This is a genomic window from Streptomyces sp. NPDC102451, assembly GCF_044765485.1.
Lineage (GTDB): Bacteria > Actinomycetota > Actinomycetes > Streptomycetales > Streptomycetaceae > Streptomyces.
On record NZ_JBIWKD010000003.1, the window covers coordinates 1 to 17,090 of the forward strand.

At 71.4% G+C, this 17,090-nt stretch carries 19 protein-coding genes; 13 read left to right on the forward strand and 6 right to left on the reverse strand.

Features of this window, described 5'->3' with window-relative positions:
* On the forward strand, nucleotides 1-708 hold a 708-nt coding region (locus tag ACIRD8_RS06930), incomplete at its 5' end, for a biotin/lipoyl-containing protein (protein WP_403987305.1).
* A gap of 96 nt (nucleotides 709-804) precedes the next feature.
* Nucleotides 805-1,392, forward strand: coding sequence for a TetR/AcrR family transcriptional regulator (locus tag ACIRD8_RS06935; RefSeq protein WP_403987309.1), 588 nt, complete (start codon nucleotides 805-807; stop codon nucleotides 1,390-1,392).
* 43 nt (nucleotides 1,393-1,435) lie between these two features.
* Here ACIRD8_RS06935 and ACIRD8_RS06940 read toward each other — a convergent pair whose 3' ends face one another.
* Together ACIRD8_RS06940 and ACIRD8_RS06945 are read right to left on the reverse strand one after the other, a co-directional pair.
* Complete coding sequence (locus ACIRD8_RS06940; protein ID WP_403987312.1) at nucleotides 1,436-2,401, reverse strand: DeoR/GlpR family DNA-binding transcription regulator; 966 nt, start codon at nucleotides 2,399-2,401, stop codon at nucleotides 1,436-1,438.
* Nucleotides 2,402-2,523: 122 nt separating this feature from the next.
* The gene (locus ACIRD8_RS06945; RefSeq protein WP_403987315.1) at nucleotides 2,524-3,963 is read right to left on the reverse strand and encodes an NAD(P)H-quinone dehydrogenase; all 1,440 of its coding nucleotides are present in this window, start codon (nucleotides 3,961-3,963) and stop codon (nucleotides 2,524-2,526) included.
* A gap of 251 nt (nucleotides 3,964-4,214) precedes the next feature.
* On the opposite strand from ACIRD8_RS06945, the gene ACIRD8_RS06950 reads away from it, so the two are divergent.
* The 4 genes from ACIRD8_RS06950 to ACIRD8_RS06965 all read left to right on the forward strand — a co-directional run bounded on the left by ACIRD8_RS06950 (nucleotide 4,215) and on the right by ACIRD8_RS06965 (nucleotide 8,059).
* Nucleotides 4,215-4,652, forward strand: a complete 438-nt coding sequence (locus ACIRD8_RS06950; protein ID WP_033297850.1) for a gamma-glutamylcyclotransferase — start codon at nucleotides 4,215-4,217, stop codon at nucleotides 4,650-4,652.
* A 105-nt stretch (nucleotides 4,653-4,757) separates the two neighbouring features.
* The gene (locus tag ACIRD8_RS06955; protein WP_403987318.1) at nucleotides 4,758-5,582 is read left to right on the forward strand and encodes a purine-nucleoside phosphorylase; all 825 of its coding nucleotides are present in this window, start codon (nucleotides 4,758-4,760) and stop codon (nucleotides 5,580-5,582) included.
* Nucleotides 5,583-6,061: 479 nt separating this feature from the next.
* The gene (locus ACIRD8_RS06960; RefSeq protein WP_403987321.1) at nucleotides 6,062-7,702 is read left to right on the forward strand and encodes a phospho-sugar mutase; all 1,641 of its coding nucleotides are present in this window, start codon (nucleotides 6,062-6,064) and stop codon (nucleotides 7,700-7,702) included.
* Nucleotides 7,703-7,774: 72 nt separating this feature from the next.
* The gene (locus ACIRD8_RS06965) at nucleotides 7,775-8,059 is read left to right on the forward strand and encodes a hypothetical protein (RefSeq protein WP_403987324.1); all 285 of its coding nucleotides are present in this window, start codon (nucleotides 7,775-7,777) and stop codon (nucleotides 8,057-8,059) included.
* Between the two features lie 82 nt (nucleotides 8,060-8,141).
* Here ACIRD8_RS06965 and ACIRD8_RS06970 read toward each other — a convergent pair whose 3' ends face one another.
* Together ACIRD8_RS06970 and ACIRD8_RS06975 are read right to left on the reverse strand one after the other, a co-directional pair.
* Nucleotides 8,142-9,329, reverse strand: a complete 1,188-nt coding sequence (locus ACIRD8_RS06970; protein ID WP_403987327.1) for a cell wall protein — start codon at nucleotides 9,327-9,329, stop codon at nucleotides 8,142-8,144.
* 67 nt (nucleotides 9,330-9,396) lie between these two features.
* Nucleotides 9,397-9,921: an ATP-binding protein gene (locus tag ACIRD8_RS06975; protein WP_403987329.1), complete on the reverse strand. Its 525-nt coding sequence runs from the start codon at nucleotides 9,919-9,921 to the stop codon at nucleotides 9,397-9,399.
* A 228-nt stretch (nucleotides 9,922-10,149) separates the two neighbouring features.
* On the opposite strand from ACIRD8_RS06975, the gene ACIRD8_RS06980 reads away from it, so the two are divergent.
* The 3 genes from ACIRD8_RS06980 to ACIRD8_RS06990 are packed head-to-tail and all read left to right on the forward strand — an operon-like array spanning nucleotide 10,150 to nucleotide 11,643.
* Nucleotides 10,150-11,013: a helix-turn-helix domain-containing protein gene (locus tag ACIRD8_RS06980; RefSeq protein ID WP_403987332.1), complete on the forward strand. Its 864-nt coding sequence runs from the start codon at nucleotides 10,150-10,152 to the stop codon at nucleotides 11,011-11,013.
* Nucleotides 11,014-11,016: 3 nt separating this feature from the next.
* Entirely contained in the window at nucleotides 11,017-11,232 is a 216-nt protein-coding gene (locus tag ACIRD8_RS06985) for a DUF397 domain-containing protein (RefSeq protein WP_403987335.1), read from the forward strand.
* A 15-nt stretch (nucleotides 11,233-11,247) separates the two neighbouring features.
* Nucleotides 11,248-11,643: a GNAT family N-acetyltransferase gene (locus tag ACIRD8_RS06990; protein WP_403987338.1), complete on the forward strand. Its 396-nt coding sequence runs from the start codon at nucleotides 11,248-11,250 to the stop codon at nucleotides 11,641-11,643.
* A gap of 62 nt (nucleotides 11,644-11,705) precedes the next feature.
* Here the strand turns inward: ACIRD8_RS06990 and ACIRD8_RS06995 are convergent, their stop codons facing one another.
* Nucleotides 11,706-12,344: a PH domain-containing protein gene (locus ACIRD8_RS06995; protein WP_403987341.1), complete on the reverse strand. Its 639-nt coding sequence runs from the start codon at nucleotides 12,342-12,344 to the stop codon at nucleotides 11,706-11,708.
* 125 nt (nucleotides 12,345-12,469) lie between these two features.
* Between ACIRD8_RS06995 and deoC the strand changes: the two genes are divergently transcribed.
* Genes deoC through ACIRD8_RS07010 form a run of 3 tightly spaced genes read left to right on the forward strand, consistent with a single transcriptional unit; the run spans nucleotide 12,470 to nucleotide 15,749 of the window.
* Nucleotides 12,470-13,417, forward strand: coding sequence for a deoxyribose-phosphate aldolase (gene deoC, locus ACIRD8_RS07000; RefSeq protein WP_403988670.1), 948 nt, complete (start codon nucleotides 12,470-12,472; stop codon nucleotides 13,415-13,417).
* Between the two features lie 6 nt (nucleotides 13,418-13,423).
* Nucleotides 13,424-14,860 carry an aldehyde dehydrogenase family protein gene (locus tag ACIRD8_RS07005; RefSeq protein WP_403987344.1) on the forward strand — a complete coding sequence of 479 codons (1,437 nt, stop codon included), beginning with the start codon at nucleotides 13,424-13,426 and terminating at the stop codon, nucleotides 14,858-14,860.
* Entirely contained in the window at nucleotides 14,853-15,749 is an 897-nt protein-coding gene (locus tag ACIRD8_RS07010; RefSeq protein ID WP_403987347.1) for an aldehyde dehydrogenase family protein, read from the forward strand. The genes ACIRD8_RS07005 and ACIRD8_RS07010 overlap by 8 nt, the downstream gene beginning before the upstream one ends.
* A 60-nt stretch (nucleotides 15,750-15,809) precedes the next feature.
* Here ACIRD8_RS07010 and ACIRD8_RS07015 read toward each other — a convergent pair whose 3' ends face one another.
* Nucleotides 15,810-16,235, reverse strand: coding sequence for a hypothetical protein (locus ACIRD8_RS07015; protein ID WP_403987350.1), 426 nt, complete (start codon nucleotides 16,233-16,235; stop codon nucleotides 15,810-15,812).
* Nucleotides 16,236-16,298: 63 nt separating this feature from the next.
* Here ACIRD8_RS07015 and ACIRD8_RS07020 point away from each other — a divergent pair, with 63 nt between their 5' ends.
* Entirely contained in the window at nucleotides 16,299-17,003 is a 705-nt protein-coding gene (locus tag ACIRD8_RS07020) for a uridine kinase (RefSeq protein WP_403987353.1), read from the forward strand.
* The last annotated feature ends 87 nt before the right edge of the window (nucleotides 17,004-17,090 follow it).

A 17,090-nucleotide genomic window follows, 5' to 3' on the forward strand; every position in this document is an offset into this window, starting at 1 on the left:
GGCACCGTGACCCTGTTCGCCCCGCCCACCGGCCCCGGAGTCCGCCTCGACGCGGGCGTCGAGTCCGGCAGCGTCATCGGCCCCGCCTGGGACTCGCTCCTGGCCAAGCTCGTGGTGACCGGTGCGACCCGCGAACAGGCACTGCAGCGCGCCGGGCGCGCCCTGGCCGAGTTCCAGGTCGAGGGCATGGCCACCGCCATCCCCTTCCACCGTGCGGTCGTGGCCGACCCGGCGTTCACCGCGGACCCGTTCACCATCCACACCCGGTGGATCGAGACCGAGTTCGTCAACGACATCAAGCCCTACGCCGTCCCGGCCGACCAGGACACGGATGAGGAAGCCGGCCGCGAGACCGTCGTCGTCGAGGTCGGCGGCAAGCGCCTCGAGGTCTCCCTGCCCTCCTCGCTCGGCATGAGCCTGGCACGTACGGGCCTGGCGGCCGGTGCCAAGCCCAAGCGCCGCGCTGCGAAGAAGTCCGGCTCGGCGGCGTCCGGCGACACCCTCGCCTCCCCGATGCAGGGCACCATCGTCAAGATCGCCGTGGAAGAGGGCCAGGAGGTCAAGGAAGGCGACCTCATCGTCGTCCTCGAAGCGATGAAGATGGAACAGCCCCTCAACGCCCACCGCTCCGGCACGGTGAAGGGTCTGGCGGCGGAGGTCGGCACCTCGGTGTCGTCCGGCGCCGCGATCTGCGAGATCAAGGACTGAGTACGCGTTCTCCTGCCACTGGGGGCCCGGCGACCGCCGGGCCCCCAGTGGCATCCTTGTGACGCGGAGCGGACACCAGGAGGAGGGGTGAGGACGATGAGTACGGCACCGACGCCGGCCCGGCCGATGCGCGCCGACGCGCGCCGCAACTACGACCGGCTGCTGGGTGAGGCCCGTACGTCCTTCGCCGCCCAGGGCACGGATGCCTCGCTGGAGGACATCGCCCGGCGGGCAGGCGTCGGCATCGGCACGCTCTACCGGCACTTCCCGAACCGCCAGGCCCTGATGAACGCGGTGTTCCAGGAGGCCCTGACCGCACTGCTCGCCCGCTCCCACGAACTGGCCCGGTCCGACAAGCCGTGCACCGCGCTGGTGGAGTGGCTGGGGGCCATCGTGACCCACGCGGGTGAGTACCGCGGGCTGGCGCAGGCGCTCATGTCGGCTCCGGGGGACGAGACCTCCGCCCTGACGTCCTGCCATGTGCCGCTCCGTCAAGCCGGCGACCGGCTGCTGACGCGGGCGCAGTCGAGCGGCTCCGTGCGGGCGGACGTGTCGATCGACGACCTCCTGCAACTGACGAACGCGATCGCGCTGGCGGCGGAACAGACCCCGGTCGACCCTGCTCTGGCCGACCGGCTGCTACGGCTGACGCTCCGCGGCCTGAAGGCCGATCCCGCGCCCTGAAGGCCGATCCCTCGGTCTGAGGGCCGGCCCCGCTCCCCTGTCGTTACCGGCGCCGCAGGTCCGCGACCCGGCCCACCGGCCCCTCCGCCAGCGCGGCGGCGCTCCGCAGCTGCGGACCGAGCCCTCCCGGCCCTCCGTGACCGCCCTGGGTGCGCCGCTGGCCCGGCAGCGGCATCTCCTGCCGTGCCTGCCGTCCCGGCGGCAGCGGCTCGGCCCCGGAATCGGCGTCGGGGCCCGCGACGGTGATCTCCACCCCCTGGTCGGCCAGGGCCTGGAGCTCCGTGGCCGCCCGCTCGTCGTGAGCCGGTGGCTCGTCCGTCACCAGACGGGTGATCAGTTCCGTGGGCACCGTCTGGAACATGGTGTCGGAGCCGAGCTTCGTATGGTCGGCGAGGACCACCACCTCGGCCGCGGCCTGCACCAGCGCCCGGTCCACGCTCGCCGAGAGCATGTTGGACGTGGACAGCCCGCGCTCCGCGGTCAGCCCGCTCCCGGAGAGGAAGGCCCGGCTCACCCGCAGCCCCTGGAGGGACTGCTCGGCACCGCTGCCGACGAGCGCGTAGTTGCTCCCGCGCAGGGTGCCGCCCGTCATCACCACTTCCACCCGGTTGGCATGGGCCAACGCCTGGGCGACCAGCAGCGAGTTGGTGACCACCGTCAGACCGGGCACCCGCGCGAGCCGGCGGGCCAGCTCCTGCGTGGTCGTTCCGGCGCCGACCACGATGGCCTCGCCTTCACCGACCAGCCCGGCCGCCAGGTCGGCGATGGCCGTCTTCTCCGCGGTGGAGAGATGGGATTTCTGCGGAAAGCCGGACTCCCGCGTAAAACCGCCCGGCAAGACCGCACCGCCGTGCCGGCGGTCGAGGAGTCCTTCTGCCTCCAGTGCCCGCACGTCCCGCCGTACGGTCACTTCGGAGGTCTGGACGACGCGGGCGAGCTCACGGAGCGATACCGCCCCGTTGGCGCGCACCATTTCGAGGATCAATTGACGACGTTCTGCAGCGAACACGAAACTGACAGTAACCTGGCCGTAGGTTGCTTTTCAGCAGTTTGCGCCGAATAACAGAAGTTGTACATGGACAGGGCCCCCTGGTGATATAGGGGGCCTCGCCCATGTCGGAACGGTCGGTGCTACGCCTCGCCGGCGGTCTTACGGGTGTGCAACTGCCGTGCCACTTCGGCGATCGAGCCGGAGAGGGACGGGTACACGGTGAACGCGTTGGCGATCTGCTCCACCGTCAGGTTGTTGTCCACGGCGAGCGAGATCGGGTGGATCAGCTCGCTGGCCCTCGGGGCGACGACGCAGCCGCCGACCACGATGCCGGTGCCGGGCCGGCAGAAGATCTTGACGAAGCCGTCCCGGATGCCCTGCATCTTGGCGCGCGGGTTGCGCAGCAGCGGCAGCTTCACGACACGGGCGTCGATCTTGCCGGAGTCGACGTCGGCCTGGCTGTAACCGACGGTGGCGATCTCGGGGTCGGTGAAGACGTTCGCGGAGACCGTCTTCAGGTTCAGCGGCTGCACCGCGTCGCCGAGGAAGTGGTACATCGCGATCCGGCCCTGCATCGCCGCGACCGAGGCCAGCGCGAAGATCCCGGTGACGTCACCGGCGGCGTACACACCGGGGGCGCTGGTGCGGGAGACCCGGTCGGTCCGGATGTGCCCGGACTCCTTGAGCTGGACCCCGGACTCCTCCAAACCCATGCCCGCGGTGTTGGGGATCGCGCCGACCGCCATCAGGCAGTGCGTGCCGGAGATGACGCGGCCGTCGGCGAGCGTGACCTCGACACGGTCCCCGACGCGCTTGGCGGACTGGGCGCGGGAGCGGGCCATGACGTTCATGCCGCGGCGCCGGAAGACGTCCTCCAGGACGGCGGCCGCGTCCGGGTCCTCGCCCGGGAGCACCCGGTCGCGGGAGGAGACGAGGGTCACGCGCGAGCCGAGCGCCTGGTAGGCACCGGCGAACTCGGCGCCGGTGACGCCCGAGCCGACCACGATGAGCTCCTCGGGGAGCTCGTCCAGGTCGTAGACCTGGGTCCAGTTCAGGATGCGCTCACCGTCGGGCTGGGCGTCCGGGATCTCCCGGGGGTGGCCGCCGGTCGCGATCAGCACCGCGTCGGCCGTGAGCCGCTCCTCGGTGCCGTCGGCGGCGGTCACCACGACCTGGCGGGACCCGTCGGCGGCCTGGAGGCCCTCCAGCCGGCCGCGGCCGCGCATGACCCTGGCACCGGCGCGGGTGACGGAGGCGGTGATGTCGTGGGACTGGGCGAGCGCGAGGCGCTTGACACGCCGGTTGACCTTGCCGAGGTCGACCCCGACGACCCGGGCGGCCTGCTCTATGTGCGGGGTGTCGTCGGCGACGATGATGCCGAGTTCCTCGTACGAGGAGTCGAAGGTGGTCATCACCTCGGCCGTCGCGATCAGGGTCTTGGAGGGCACGCAGTCGGTGAGCACCGACGCGCCGCCGAGGCCGTCGCAGTCGACGACGGTCACCTCCGCGCCGAGCTGGGCGCCGACCAGTGCCGCCTCGTAGCCGCCGGGGCCGCCGCCGATGATCACGATCCGGGTCACGAAAAGTCCGCCTCGCGTGGTGTCATCCCACGGCCGTCTGCCGCCCCGGCCGGGGGTCCGGGGGATCGCCCCGGCGTATGCAGTACGTAATTCATTGTCCCGCACGCGCCAAGCTGCTTCGCCCCGGGGCCCTCCATACGGGAACGGGCCTGGCCGGGCCACGGCCACCGGCCCCCGCGGGCGACCCACGACCGGGCGTCTTCCTCGCCGGAACCGGCACGCTCGCCGTCACCTCCCGTACCCTCGACCCCATGTCGCTCTACGCCGCGTACGCCGGCAACCTCGACGCGCGGCTGATGACGCGCCGCGCACCGCACTCCCCGCTGCGCGGCACGGGCTGGCTCAACGGCTGGCGGCTGACGTTCGGCGGGGAGCAGATGGGCTGGGAGGGCGCGCTGGCCACGGTGGTGGAGGCGCCCCGTTCCCAGGTGTTCGTCGCGCTCTACGACCTGGCGCCGATGGACGAGGACTCCATGGACCGCTGGGAGGGTGTCGGCCTCGACATCTACCGGCGCATGCGGGTGCGGGTGCACACGCTGGACGGCGAGGAGCCGGCCTGGATGTACGTCCTCAACGGCTACGAGGGCGGGCTGCCCTCGGCGCGCTACCTGGGCGAGGTGGCGGACGCCGCCGAGTCCGCGGGCGCGCCGCACGACTATGTGATGAACCTTCGCAAACGCCCCTGCTGAGCGGCGCCCTCCGGACCCCTTCTGTACGAACGTACGAATGCGACCGGCCAGACTCTCGCCGGACACATCTACGCGCGTAGGGAATCAGCGGTTACCCTCATCCGCGTGAACGCATCTGTTATTCCGGACCACATCCAGGGCGACCCGTACGCCGCCGCTGCCGACGCCGCCGCCCGCCTGCGCGAGCTGACCGGCGCCGATACCCACGACGTCGCTCTCGTGATGGGCTCCGGGTGGGCCCCCGCCGGCGATGCGCTCGGCATCCCGGAGGCCGAGTTCCCGGTCACCGCGCTGCCCGGCTTCCCGGCACCGGCCGTGGAGGGCCACGGCGGCACGGTCCGCTCGTACCGGATCGGCGAGAAGCGCGCCCTGGTCTTCCTGGGCCGCACGCACTACTACGAGGGCCGCGGCGTCGCGGCGGTGGCGCACGGCGTCCGTACGGCGGTCGCGGCGGGCTGCGGGACCGTCATCCTGACGAACGGGTGCGGCGGCCTCCGCGAGGGCATGCGGCCCGGCCAGCCGGTCCTCATCAGCGACCACATCAACCTCACGGCGGCCTCGCCGATCGTGGGCGCGAACTTCGTCGACCTGACCGACCTGTACTCGCCGCGGCTGCGCGCCCTGTGCAAGGAGATCGACGGGACGCTCGAAGAGGGCGTGTACGTGCAGTTCCCCGGCCCGCACTACGAGACCCCGGCCGAGATCGGCATGGTCCGGGTCATGGGCGGCGACCTGGTCGGCATGTCCACCGTCCTGGAGGCCATCGCGGCCCGGGAGGCGGGCGCGGAGGTGCTGGGCATCTCCCTGGTCACCAACCTCGCGGCGGGCCTGAGCGGCGAGCCCCTCAACCACGAGGAGGTCCTCCAGGCGGGCCTCGACTCGGCGACCCGGATGGGCGCACTCCTGGCCCGGGTGCTGGACCGGATCTAGCGGCCGATTCAAGCCTCGCCGGGCCAGCGGGGGCTCCGCCCCCGCACCCCCGCTCCTCAAACGCCGGAGGGGCTTGACAGGGCCCAGCCCGACTCGCATCCCACCCCCGCCGACTCCTGAAGCGCAGGGGGACCAACTTCAGCCCCACCGGCGCATGAGGCCGCATCCAGCCTCGCCGGCGTTTGAGTCGCGGGGCGGCCAATTCAAGCCTCGCCGGCGTTTGAGGCGCAGGGCGGCCAATTCAAGCCTCGCCGGCGTTTGAGGCGCAGGGCGGCCAATTCAAGCCTCGCCGGCGTTTGAGGCGCGGGGGCCCGGGGGCAGAGCCCCCGAAAACCCGCGCCGGAGCCCCGCCCCTCCCAAGACACCGGGCCACCCCATCAAGCCCCGCCGGCAATTGAGGCGCAGGGGCCCGGGGGCAGAGCCCCCGACAGCCCCGCGCAGCGACACACGCACCCCAAGCCCCCCGAAAGGCGGACACCGTGCAGCAGGACCTCATCACGCAGGCCAGGACCTGGCTCGCCGAGGACCCGGACCCCGACACCCGCGCGGAGCTCGCCGGACTCATCGACGCCGGTGACCTCACCGCGCTCGCCGAGCGTTTCGCGGGCACGCTCCAGTTCGGCACGGCCGGCCTGCGCGGCGAGATCGGCGCCGGCCCGATGCGCATGAACCGCTCCGTCGTCGTCCGCGCGGCCGCCGGCCTCGCCGCGTACCTGAAGGCACAGGGACAGGCCGGCGGCCTCGTCGTCATCGGCTACGACGCCCGCTACAAGTCCGCCGACTTCGCCCGCGACACCGCGGCCGTGATGACCGGCGCGGGCCTGCGCGCGGCCGTTCTCCCGCGCCCCCTGCCGACCCCCGTCCTCGCGTACGCCATACGGCACCTGGGAGCCGTAGCGGGCGTGGAGGTCACGGCGAGCCACAACCCGCCGCGCGACAACGGCTACAAGGTCTACCTCGGCGACGGCTCGCAGATCGTGCCCCCGGCCGACACGGAGATCGCCGCGGCGATCGCGGCGGTCGGCCCGCTCGACGGCGTACCGCGCCCGGAGTCGGGCTGGGAGATCCTCGGCGACGAGGTCCTGGCCGCGTATCTGGCCCGTACGGACGCCGTCCTCAGTCCGGGTTCGCCCCGTACCGCGCGGACCGTGTACACGGCGATGCACGGCGTCGGCGCCTCGGTCCTGACGGCCGCGTTCGCCCGGGCCGGTTTCCCCGAGCCCGTGCTCGTGGCCGAACAGGCTGACCCGGACCCTGCGTTCCCCACCGTGGCCTTCCCCAACCCGGAGGAGCCCGGCGCCATGGATCTCGCGTTCGCGACCGCGCGCCGTACGGATCCGGACATCGTCATCGCCAACGACCCGGACGCCGACCGCTGCGCCGTCGCCGTGCCGGACGCCTCGGCCGAGGGCGGCTGGCGGATGCTGCGCGGCGACGAGGTCGGCGCGCTGCTCGCCGCCCACCTGGTGGACCGTGGCGCCACCGGCGTCTTCGCCGAGTCGATCGTCTCGTCCTCCCTGCTCGGCCGGATCGCGGAGAAGGCGGGCCTGAGCCACGAGGAGACCCTGACGGGCTTCAAGTGGATCGCCCGCGTCGAGGGCCTGCGTTACGGGTACGAGGAGGCGCTGGGCTACTGCGTGGACCCGGACGGGGTCCGCGACAAGGACGGCATCACGGCCGCGCTGCTGATCGCCGAACTCGCCTCCGTACTCAAGGAGAAGGGCCGCACCCTCCTCGACCTGCTCGACGACCTCGCACTGGAACACGGCCTGCACGCCACGGACCAGCTGTCGGTCCGGGTCGAGGACCTGACGGTCATCGCGAACGCCATGCAGCGCCTGCGCGAGACTCCCCCGACCGCCCTCGCGGACCTCCCCGTCACCTCGGCGGAGGACCTCTCGCAGGGCACGGACGCGCTGCCCCCGACGGACGGCCTGCGCTACCACCTCACGGGGGCCAGGGTGATCGTCCGCCCGAGCGGCACCGAGCCCAAGCTCAAGTGCTACCTGGAGGTCGTGGTCCCGGTGGCCGACGCGGCCGGGCTCCCCGAGGCCCGCGCGAAGGGCGCGGAACTGCTGGCGGGCATCAAGCGGGACCTGGCGGCTGCGGCGGGGATCTGAGGGGCTGCTGTGCGGTGGGAGCTCCGGGCGAACCCACCGCACGCGGCACCGTGGAATGACTATGTTTTCGCCATGGCGACCACCAGCATTCAGGTACCACGAGAGACCCGTGACCATCTCGCCGCGCTGGCTGCCGAGCGGGGCCTCACGCTGGGCCGGCTCGTTCAGCAGCTCGCCGCGCAGGTGCTCACCGAGGCCCAGATCGCAGGGCGGCTGCAGGCCGACCGTGCGGCGGCCCGCCGGAACATGGGCATCGATCTGGCTGACGAGGAATTCGATCAAGGCCCCGACGTACTGAGCAACATCTGTCGGATCGCGGCAGAGAAAGTGCGAGCCGCCCGGGGTACCGCCGCGTGATGACGCTGGACACGAGCGCCGCAGCTGCCCTGGCTGAAGGGCACGAGGTGCTGCACCAGTGCGGCTGCCCCTGGCTGCGCCGTCAGCGTGGTCCTGGAACGACGGACCGGGCCAGGCTTCGGGCCTGCCGGACCAGACGCTGGGTGTAGAGCCGCCGCGCCTGGTCCTCGCCGAGTACGTCGACGGCCGCGAGCACCAGGCCCGGATCGGCCGCCGCCGCCGAGCGGAGATCGACGACTTCGGCCCGGCTCAGGCCTTCGATGGTCAGCGGCTCGCCGACGACAGCATGCCCCGCCCTCGCACCGCGCACGCGGTCCGCAGAAGCGGTGAACTCCGGTGTCGGCACACCGTGATGATCTGGCCCGTGCGCCTCCCGCATGCCCCGGTCACGGAGCCGCGCGGTGATGTACGCGGCCGGGGACGCCGGGCGCCAGTCGAGATACCAGGCGTGCAGTTCGGCTGCGATGTCCTCGACGCCGAGGCCCTGGTCGATCAGCGGGCGCAGCGCGTAGGCGAGGCGGCGCAGGCCCTCCCGCTGCGTCCACCCCACGAGGGGCCGCACCCCCTGGGCCACCTGTACGTCGCGGGCGACCTGCCCCGCGCTGCGGCGGGGCGAGGTGTCTTTCAACCCACCACTCATCTGACCTTTACGTACGCGGGGGCACAGCCCAGGAGATTGGGGTGCACGAGCGGACCGGCCCTTGCCCCTCGCAGGGGCGTTACGGACAGGGCGGTCGGAGCGCACACCCGCCCGGCGCCCGACCTCGGTCACCCCGACGACCCGCGCACCGTACCCGGCCCCGCTCAGCCGGTGCCCCCTCGCCTCGTCGAACTCGGGCGGGATCGTCGCCGCGTAGATCGTCGCCGTGCCCGCGTACGACCGGCCGGGCAGCCGCAGATTGCGCCTGGACCCGTGGCGTACCCAGGCCAGCGCCCCGAGCTCCCGCAACACGCGGACGTGCCGCTTCACGGTGGCGGTCGACACCCCGCAGCGGCGGGCCGTGCCGGCCAGGTCATAGAGGACCGTGCCGTCGGTGTAGTCCATGCGGGCCGCCAGGTCACCGGCGACAGCGAGCGTCGTCGCGGACGCGCGGGGATGCAGCCGGGCTTTGTCGACCAGCCAGCCGACGACACGTAACCAGGCACGAGGTTCCGCGTGCCGGGACAGGGTGGTGGCAGCCTCCTGGAAGGGGCGGGAAACGGGGGCCCACTCGGTTCGAGGGCATGACTGAGAGGCGCGGCACTCGGCCGCGCCGGAAGGTGGACGCATCACAGTCCTGGAACAGGGCGCGCCACGGCAGCACGGCCGTGGCGCGCGGAGGTGGGGACGGGAGTGCTCAGGTACCGCTGACGGGACCCTGGGACGCATGCCCGCACAGGTCGCGCGCCGCCCATACGCACGTGCCCTGCGGATGCGCGAAGTGGCCCCAGCGATCGCTCAGTTCCGCGACGATGCGCAGTCCTCGTCCGTGGGTGGCCGAGTCGTCGGCGGGCCTGGGGCGCAGTCGGCGCGCGTCGTACGCGCCGCTGTCCACGACCGCGACCAGTACGGCTCCGGGGTGACGCCCGGCAACTACCCACACCCGCAACGGGCATGATTCGACGCGCGCGACGGAGTGCGTCAACGCGTTGGCGACCAGTTCGCTGACGATCAGCACCAGGTCGTCGGCCTGCTCCTCAGGTGCGCGCCACAGGGCGAACTGCCGCCGAACCGCACGCCGGGCCACCCCCGCACCGGCCGGGTCGTCGCCCACCAACGGCACGACCACCCGCCGCCCCGTCACGACGGGCCCTATGACGAGCCGGGCGTCGAGTCCGTACGGGGGAACGAGCCGAAGGTCTTCGGCGGGCGGGATGTGCATACGACAAGCCCCTCTCCAAGCGATGGAGTGATCCGGCCCATCCACAACGAACGCGCATACTTCGCGGCCTGTCGTCATTGGACGGCAATGCCGATGCTGGAGCCCAGAAGATTCTTCCTGCAACTTCACGCTGAAGATTCAGCACGATCGAGTGAACGCTGGGCTCGGGGCTCAATCGGCTCCCGGCACTCCGGCACGATTGGTCTCGATACCGATGAGGAGGTCACTATGAGCAAGCCGCAGGGGCCAGTTGTGCAGCGTCGTCGACTCGGGAGGGAGCTGCGGAAACTGCGCGAGAACGCGGGGCTCACCATCGAGGAAGCCGGAACGCAGATCCAGCGATCCGATTCGACGATCAGCCGCATCGAAACGGGTGCGCGTGCGGTGCAGATCATCGAGCTGAAGGGGCTTCTGGAGGCCTACGGGACTCCGGAATCGGAGCGCGACTCCTACCTCAGGATGCTCAAGGAGGCGCCCGAACAAGGGTGGTGGACCGGTTACGAGGGAACGCTTCCTCCCGGCCTGGACACCTACATCGGCCTGGAATCGGATGCCGCGACTCTCCGGGTCTTCGCCCTAGGAATGGTCCACAGCCTGGTACAGACGGAGGACTACGCGCGAGCGGTCATCCTTCCTGGCCGGCCGACAGCATCAGCCGACGTCATCGACAGGTTGGTGTCCGTACGCTTGGAACGACAGAAGGTGCTGGCCCGCGTCCCCGAACCAGTGCAGCTGACTGTCGTGTTGGACGAGACAAGCCTGCGACGTCCGGTCGGTGGGCCGGCCGCCATGCGCACTCAGCTGCAGCACCTGCTCCAGGTGGCCGAGAACCTGCCCAACGTGACGCTGCAAGTGCTGCCCTATGACAGAGGGGCACATGGCGCGATGAACGGTGGCTTCACCCTCCTGGACTTCCCGGACCCGGGCGAACCGACCGTCGCGTACCTGGATACGCCTGCGGGTAACTTGTACATGCAGAAGCCTCACGACACCCGCCGATTCGATCAGCTCTTCGGCCAGCTTCGCGGCGCGGCGCTGGATGCAGAGCACGGATCGATCCGGTTCCTGCGTGCCCTCCTGGAGGAGAAGTAACCCATGGTCGCCAACCCCGGCACAGAAGGCGCCATATGGCGCAAGGCTCGCGCCTCGGAAAGCGCCAACGGCTGCCTGGAGGTCGCGTTCCTCACCGACGGGCGGGTTGCCATCCGGGACAACGAGGACCTGGACAACCCACCCTTCGTCGTCACGGCACACGTATGGCGCTGCTTCATGGACGGTGCACACAAAGGCGAGTTCGACGCCACCGGCTGACACTACGATGCGGCCGTGACGATCACATACGAGTGGCGAGGCAACTTCGACAACGAGAGGGTCAACGCCCTCCACGCGCAGAGCTTCGAGCACCCGCCCGAGGCGATCGACTGGCTCGCCCGTACGCACCGTCACAGCCTCGGATGGGTCTGCGCTCGGCAGGACGGCGAACTCGTCGGTTTCGTCAACGTCGCCTGGGACGGCGGCGACCACGCATTCGTCCTGGACACCATGGTGGCCGAGGACTTCCGCGGAGCCGGAGTGGGCACCGAGCTCGTGCACACGGCCGCCCGAGGTGCCCGCACGGCCCGTTGCGCATGGCTGCACGTCGACTTCGAGGACCACTTGCAAGCGTTCTACTTCGACGCCTGCGGTTTCAAGCCGACCGACGCGGGACTGCTCGCCCTCTGAACACCCCGGCGAAGGTCGTGACCACACCACGGTTGCGGTCCGGCGTCGAGACGCCCCCAGCCTCAGCCGATCGCGAGCAGCACCACGAGCAGCACCGCGCCGACCACGGCCGGGGCGATCACCTCGTAGGCCCAGCGGACCGACGCCGTGGTCGTGGCCCCCTCCTTGCGCGCGGTGGCGCCCTCGGCGAGCTCCCGCAGGTCGCTCACCGTCTGGTCGGCGGCGGCCGCGCGGGCCTGGGAGTCGCGGACGTCAGCGTGCGCCGAGGTCCGGCCGTACGGGTCGTCGTGCGCCTGCTGGGTGGCCTTCCTGGCCGCCCGCTTGCGCTCGCGGAGCGAGACCGGGACCGCCCACAGCTGGTACTTGTCGCCGCCGTGGGTGAAGATCTCGCTGGAGTACGCGGCGCGCACGCTGGAGACGTCCGTCCAGGGCAGCACGATCGTGCGGAACGGGTTGCGGATCCGGATCCGCTCCTCGTCGGCGAACACGGCCGGCCGCAGCGTGAAGGCCACGATCAGCGGGATCACCGTCAGCAGCGCGGCCAGCGCCAGCCACGGCACCCGTCCCGTGCCCTGGACCACCGCGTCGCCGCCGATCCAGCCGACCAGCAGGATCAGCAGCGCGCCGCTGACCAGCCCGGCGCCCGACCGGTAGGTCCGGTCGGCGTGGGCGGGCTCGGCGGGGGGTGTGGGGCTCGTCATGGTCCCGATTCTGCCTGAAGCGGTACGGGGGACGCGGCGCGGCCTTGCACGGCCCGTGGGAGGCACGGAAAGGGGGAGCCCCCTGTACAGGTCGCTACGCGCGTAGATATGCTCATGTGGTGACCATGCCCCTCACTGCCTCCGCATTCGCCGACGCGACGGGTTCCGACAGTGCGCTGCGCCGCTTCCTGCACGGGCTGCCCGGCGTCGACACCGTCGGCCTCGAAGCGCGCGCGGCCTCCCTCGGCACCCGTTCGATCAAGACGACCGCCAAGGCGTACGCGATCGATCTCGCCATCTCGATGATCGACCTGACGACGCTGGAAGGCGCGGACACCCCGGGCAAGGTCCGGGCTCTCGCCGCGAAGGCCGTCAACCCCGATCCGACCGACCGCACGACCCCGCGCACCGCCGCGGTCTGCGTGTACCCCGACATGGCGGCGACCGCCGTCGCCGCGCTGGCCGGCTCCGGGGTGAAGGTGGCGTCCGTGGCGACGGCCTTCCCCGCCGGACGCGCCGCGCTGGACGTCAAGCTCGCGGACGTACGCGACGCCGTGGCGGCCGGGGCCGACGAGATCGACATGGTGATCGACCGCGGCGCGTTCCTCTCCGGCCGCTACCTCAAGGTGTACGAGGAGATCGTCGCCGTGAAGGCCGAGTGCGGCTCCGCGCGGCTGAAGGTGATCTTCGAGACCGGTGAGCTGTCCACGTACGACAACATCCGGCGGGCCTCCTGGCTCGGGATGCTGGCGGGGGCGGACTTCATCAAGACGTCGACCGGCAAGGTCGGCACCAACGCCACCCCGGCGAACACCCTGCTGATGCTGGAGGCCGTGCGTGACTTCCGGGAGCAGACGGGCGTACAGATCGGTGTGAAGCCCGCGGGCGGCATCCGTACCACCAAGGACGCGGTCAAGTTCCTCGTCCTGGTGAACGAGACCGCGGGCGAGGACTGGCTGGACAACCACTGGTTCCGCTTCGGCGCCTCCAGCCTGCTGAACGACCTGCTGATGCAGCGCCAGAAGCTCAGCACCGGCCGTTACTCCGGCCCCGATTACGTGACGGTGGACTGATACGCCATGGCATCTGCATTCGAATACGCACCGGCTCCGGAGTCCCGCTCCGTCGTCGACATCGCCCCCTCGTACGGCCTGTTCATCGACGGCGAGTTCACCGAGGCCGCCGACGGCAAGGTCTTCAAAACCGTCAGCCCGTCCACCGAGGAGGTGCTCTCCGAGGTCGCGCAGGCGGGCGCCGAGGACGTGGACCGCGCGGTGAAGGCGGCCCGCAGGGCGTTCGAGAAGTGGTCGGCGCTGCCCGGCTCCGAGCGCGCCAAGTACCTCTTCCGGATCGCCCGGATCATCCAGGAGCGCTCGCGCGAACTGGCCGTCCTGGAGACCCTGGACAACGGCAAGCCGATCAAGGAGACCCGCGACGCGGACCTCCCGCTGGTCGCCGCGCACTTCTTCTACTACGCGGGCTGGGCCGACAAGCTGGACCACGCGGGGTACGGCGCGAACCCGCGCCCGCTGGGTGTGGCCGGCCAGATCATCCCGTGGAACTTCCCGCTCCTGATGCTGGCCTGGAAGATCGCCCCGGCGCTCGCCACCGGCAACACGGTGGTGCTGAAGCCGGCGGAGACGACGCCGCTCTCCGCGCTGTTCTTCGCGGACATCTGCCGCCAGGCGGGCCTGCCCAAGGGTGTCGTCAACATCCTGACCGGTTACGGCGACGCGGGCTCCGCGCTCGTCGAGCACCCCGACGTGAACAAGGTCGCCTTCACCGGTTCGACCGCCGTCGGCAAGGCGATCGCCCGGCAGATCGCGGGCACGGACAAGAAGGCCACGCTCGAACTGGGCGGCAAGGGCGCGAACATCGTCTTCGACGACGCCCCGGTCGACCAGGCCGTCGAGGGCATCGTCACGGGCATCTTCTTCAACCAGGGCCAGGTCTGCTGCGCGGGCTCCCGGCTCCTCGTACAGGAGTCGGTGCACGACGAGGTGCTGCACGCCCTCAAGCGCCGGCTGTCCACACTGCGCCTCGGCGACCCGCTGGACAAGAACACCGACATCGGCGCGATCAACTCCGCGGAGCAGCTCGCCCGGATCAGCGCGCTCGTCGAGACCGGTGAGGCGGAGGGCGCCGAGCGGTGGTCCGCTCCGTGCGAACTCCCCTCCGCCGGTTACTGGTTCGCGCCGACCCTCTTCACCGGTGTCACCCAGGCGCACACCGTCGCCCGCGACGAGATCTTCGGCCCGGTGCTGTCGGTGCTGACCTTCCGTACGCCGGACGAGGCCGTCGCGAAGGCCAACAACAGCCAGTACGGCCTCTCCGCCGGCATCTGGACGGAGAAGGGCTCCCGCATCCTCGCAGTGGCGAACAAGCTCCGTGCGGGCGTCATCTGGGCCAATACGTTCAACAAGTTCGACCCGACCTCGCCGTTCGGCGGATACAAGGAGTCGGGCTTCGGCCGCGAGGGCGGCCGTCACGGTCTGGAGGCCTACCTCGATGTCTGACGGGCGACTGAGCGTCTTCAAGACCTACAAGCTGTACGTCGGGGGCAAGTTCCCCCGCTCCGAGAGCGGCCGGGTGTACGAGGTGACCGACTCCAAGGGCAAGTGGCTGGCGAACGCCCCGCAGTCCTCCCGCAAGGACGCGCGGGACGCGGTCGTGGCCGCGCGCAAGGCCTTCGGCGGCTGGTCGGGCGCGACCGCGTACAACCGCGGGCAGATCCTCTACCGCGTCGCGGAGATGCTGGAGGGCCGCCGGGAGCAGTTCGTACGGGAGGTGGCGGACGCCGAAGGGCTGTCGAAGTCCAAGGCGGCGGCCGTCGTCGACGCGGCGGTCGACCGGTGGGTCTGGTACGCGGGCTGGACCGACAAGATCGGCCAGGTCGTGGGCGGGGCGAACCCGGTGGCGGGCCCGTTCTTCAACCTCTCCACCCCGGAGCCCACGGGTGTGGTCGCGGTCCTGGCGCCGCAGGAGTCGTCGTTCCTGGGCCTGGTGTCGGTGGTCGCCCCGGTGATCGCCACGGGGAACACCGCCGTCGTGATCGCCTCGGCCGGCGCACCGCTGCCCGCGCTCTCGCTGGGCGAGGTGCTGGCCACCTCCGACCTGCCCGGCGGTGTGGTGAACATCCTGTCGGGCGTCACGGCGGAGCTGGCGGCCCCGCTCGCCGCCCACCAGGACGTCAACGCCCTCGACCTCACCGGCGCCGACGCCGCTCTGGCCAAGGAGCTGGAGATCGCCGCGGCCGACAATCTGAAGCGGGTACGCCGTCCACAGGCTGTGGACGGCGAGGACTGGTCGGCCGATCCCGGCACGCACCGCCTGACGGCCTTCCTGGAGACGAAGACCGTCTGGCACCCCACGGGCGCCCTCGGCGCCTCGGGCTCCTCGTACTGACCTCCACGCATGGGTGTGGGGCCGCCTCCGGGCGGCCCCACACCCATGTCACCCGTCGGTTCAGCCGGTGACCAGGGCGGTCGCCTCCCCGGCCACGGGCAGATCACCGAGCGAGGCGCCGCTGGTCACCGGGTCGGTGACCAGCGCCGTGGTGACCGGCTTGAAGTCGGCGACCTGCGTCCCCACCGCGTTGTCCAGCGGGTCCACGCCGGTGCCGGCCAGCGGGTCGATCTGAAGGTCCGTGACGGGCTTGACGGCCCCGGCGAGCCCGTATCCGAGCGCGCTGGTCAGCGCGGGCGCGGCCGCGTCGCCGACCGCCGCGAGAGTGCTGTCCGCGGTGTCCGCGCCGGTCGCGGGCGGGGCGGGCAGCGGAGCGGCCTGAGCGGCCGCGCCTCCCGCGCCGATCGCCGCGCCCAGCGCGGTGAGGGTCAGCCCGGCGCGCAGCAGAGCGCGGTGCCGGGGCTTGGACAGTGCATGACGTGCCATGTTTTCCCACCTGATCGGGACGTGTCGAGTAATCATCCGTGCGCGCAGAGTAATTGAGGTGTGATGCTGGATACCAACAGGCCCTCCCGGGGATCCCCTTCGCGGGTCAATGCCTCACACTTCTGTTCTGTGAGTTCCCAACCGATCCCCACGCGCGTCGTGCTGCTCGCCGGTCCGTCCGGCTCCGGCAAGTCGTCCCTCGCGGCCCGCAGCGGTCTCCCGGTGCTACGCCTCGACGACTTCTACAAAGAGGCGAACGATCCGACACTGCCCCGGGTCACCGGCAGCGCGGACATCGACTGGGACTCGGCGCTCTCCTGGGACGCGGACAGTGCGGTCGCGGCCATAGCGGAGCTGTGCCGCACGGGGCGTACGTCCGTTCCCCTGTACGACATCGCCACGAGCTCACGGACGGGCCGCGAGACGCTCGACATCGAGCGCACGCCGCTCTTCGTCGCGGAGGGCATCTTCGCGGCCGACATCGTGGAGCGCTGCCAGGACCTGGGCCTGCTCGCCGACGCGCTGTGCCTGCGCGGCCGGCCGTCGACGACGTTCCGCCGCCGACTGGTGCGGGACCTGCGGGAGGGCCGCAAGTCGGTGCCGTTCCTGCTGCGCCGCGGCTGGCGCCTGATGCGCGCCGAACGCCGCATCGTGGCCCGCCAGGCGGCACTGGGCGCGTACCCCTGCGCCAAGCAGGAGGCCCTGGGCAGACTGGCCGACGCCGCGGCGGGCCGCTGCCGGGCCCCGCGCAGCCGGGTGCCGAACTAGCAACCGGAGCACGGGACCGGCAAAACGCGGCGGGGGCGGACAGGACCCCCCGGCCTGTCCGCCCCCGCTGCGCTCTCCCCCGTACCG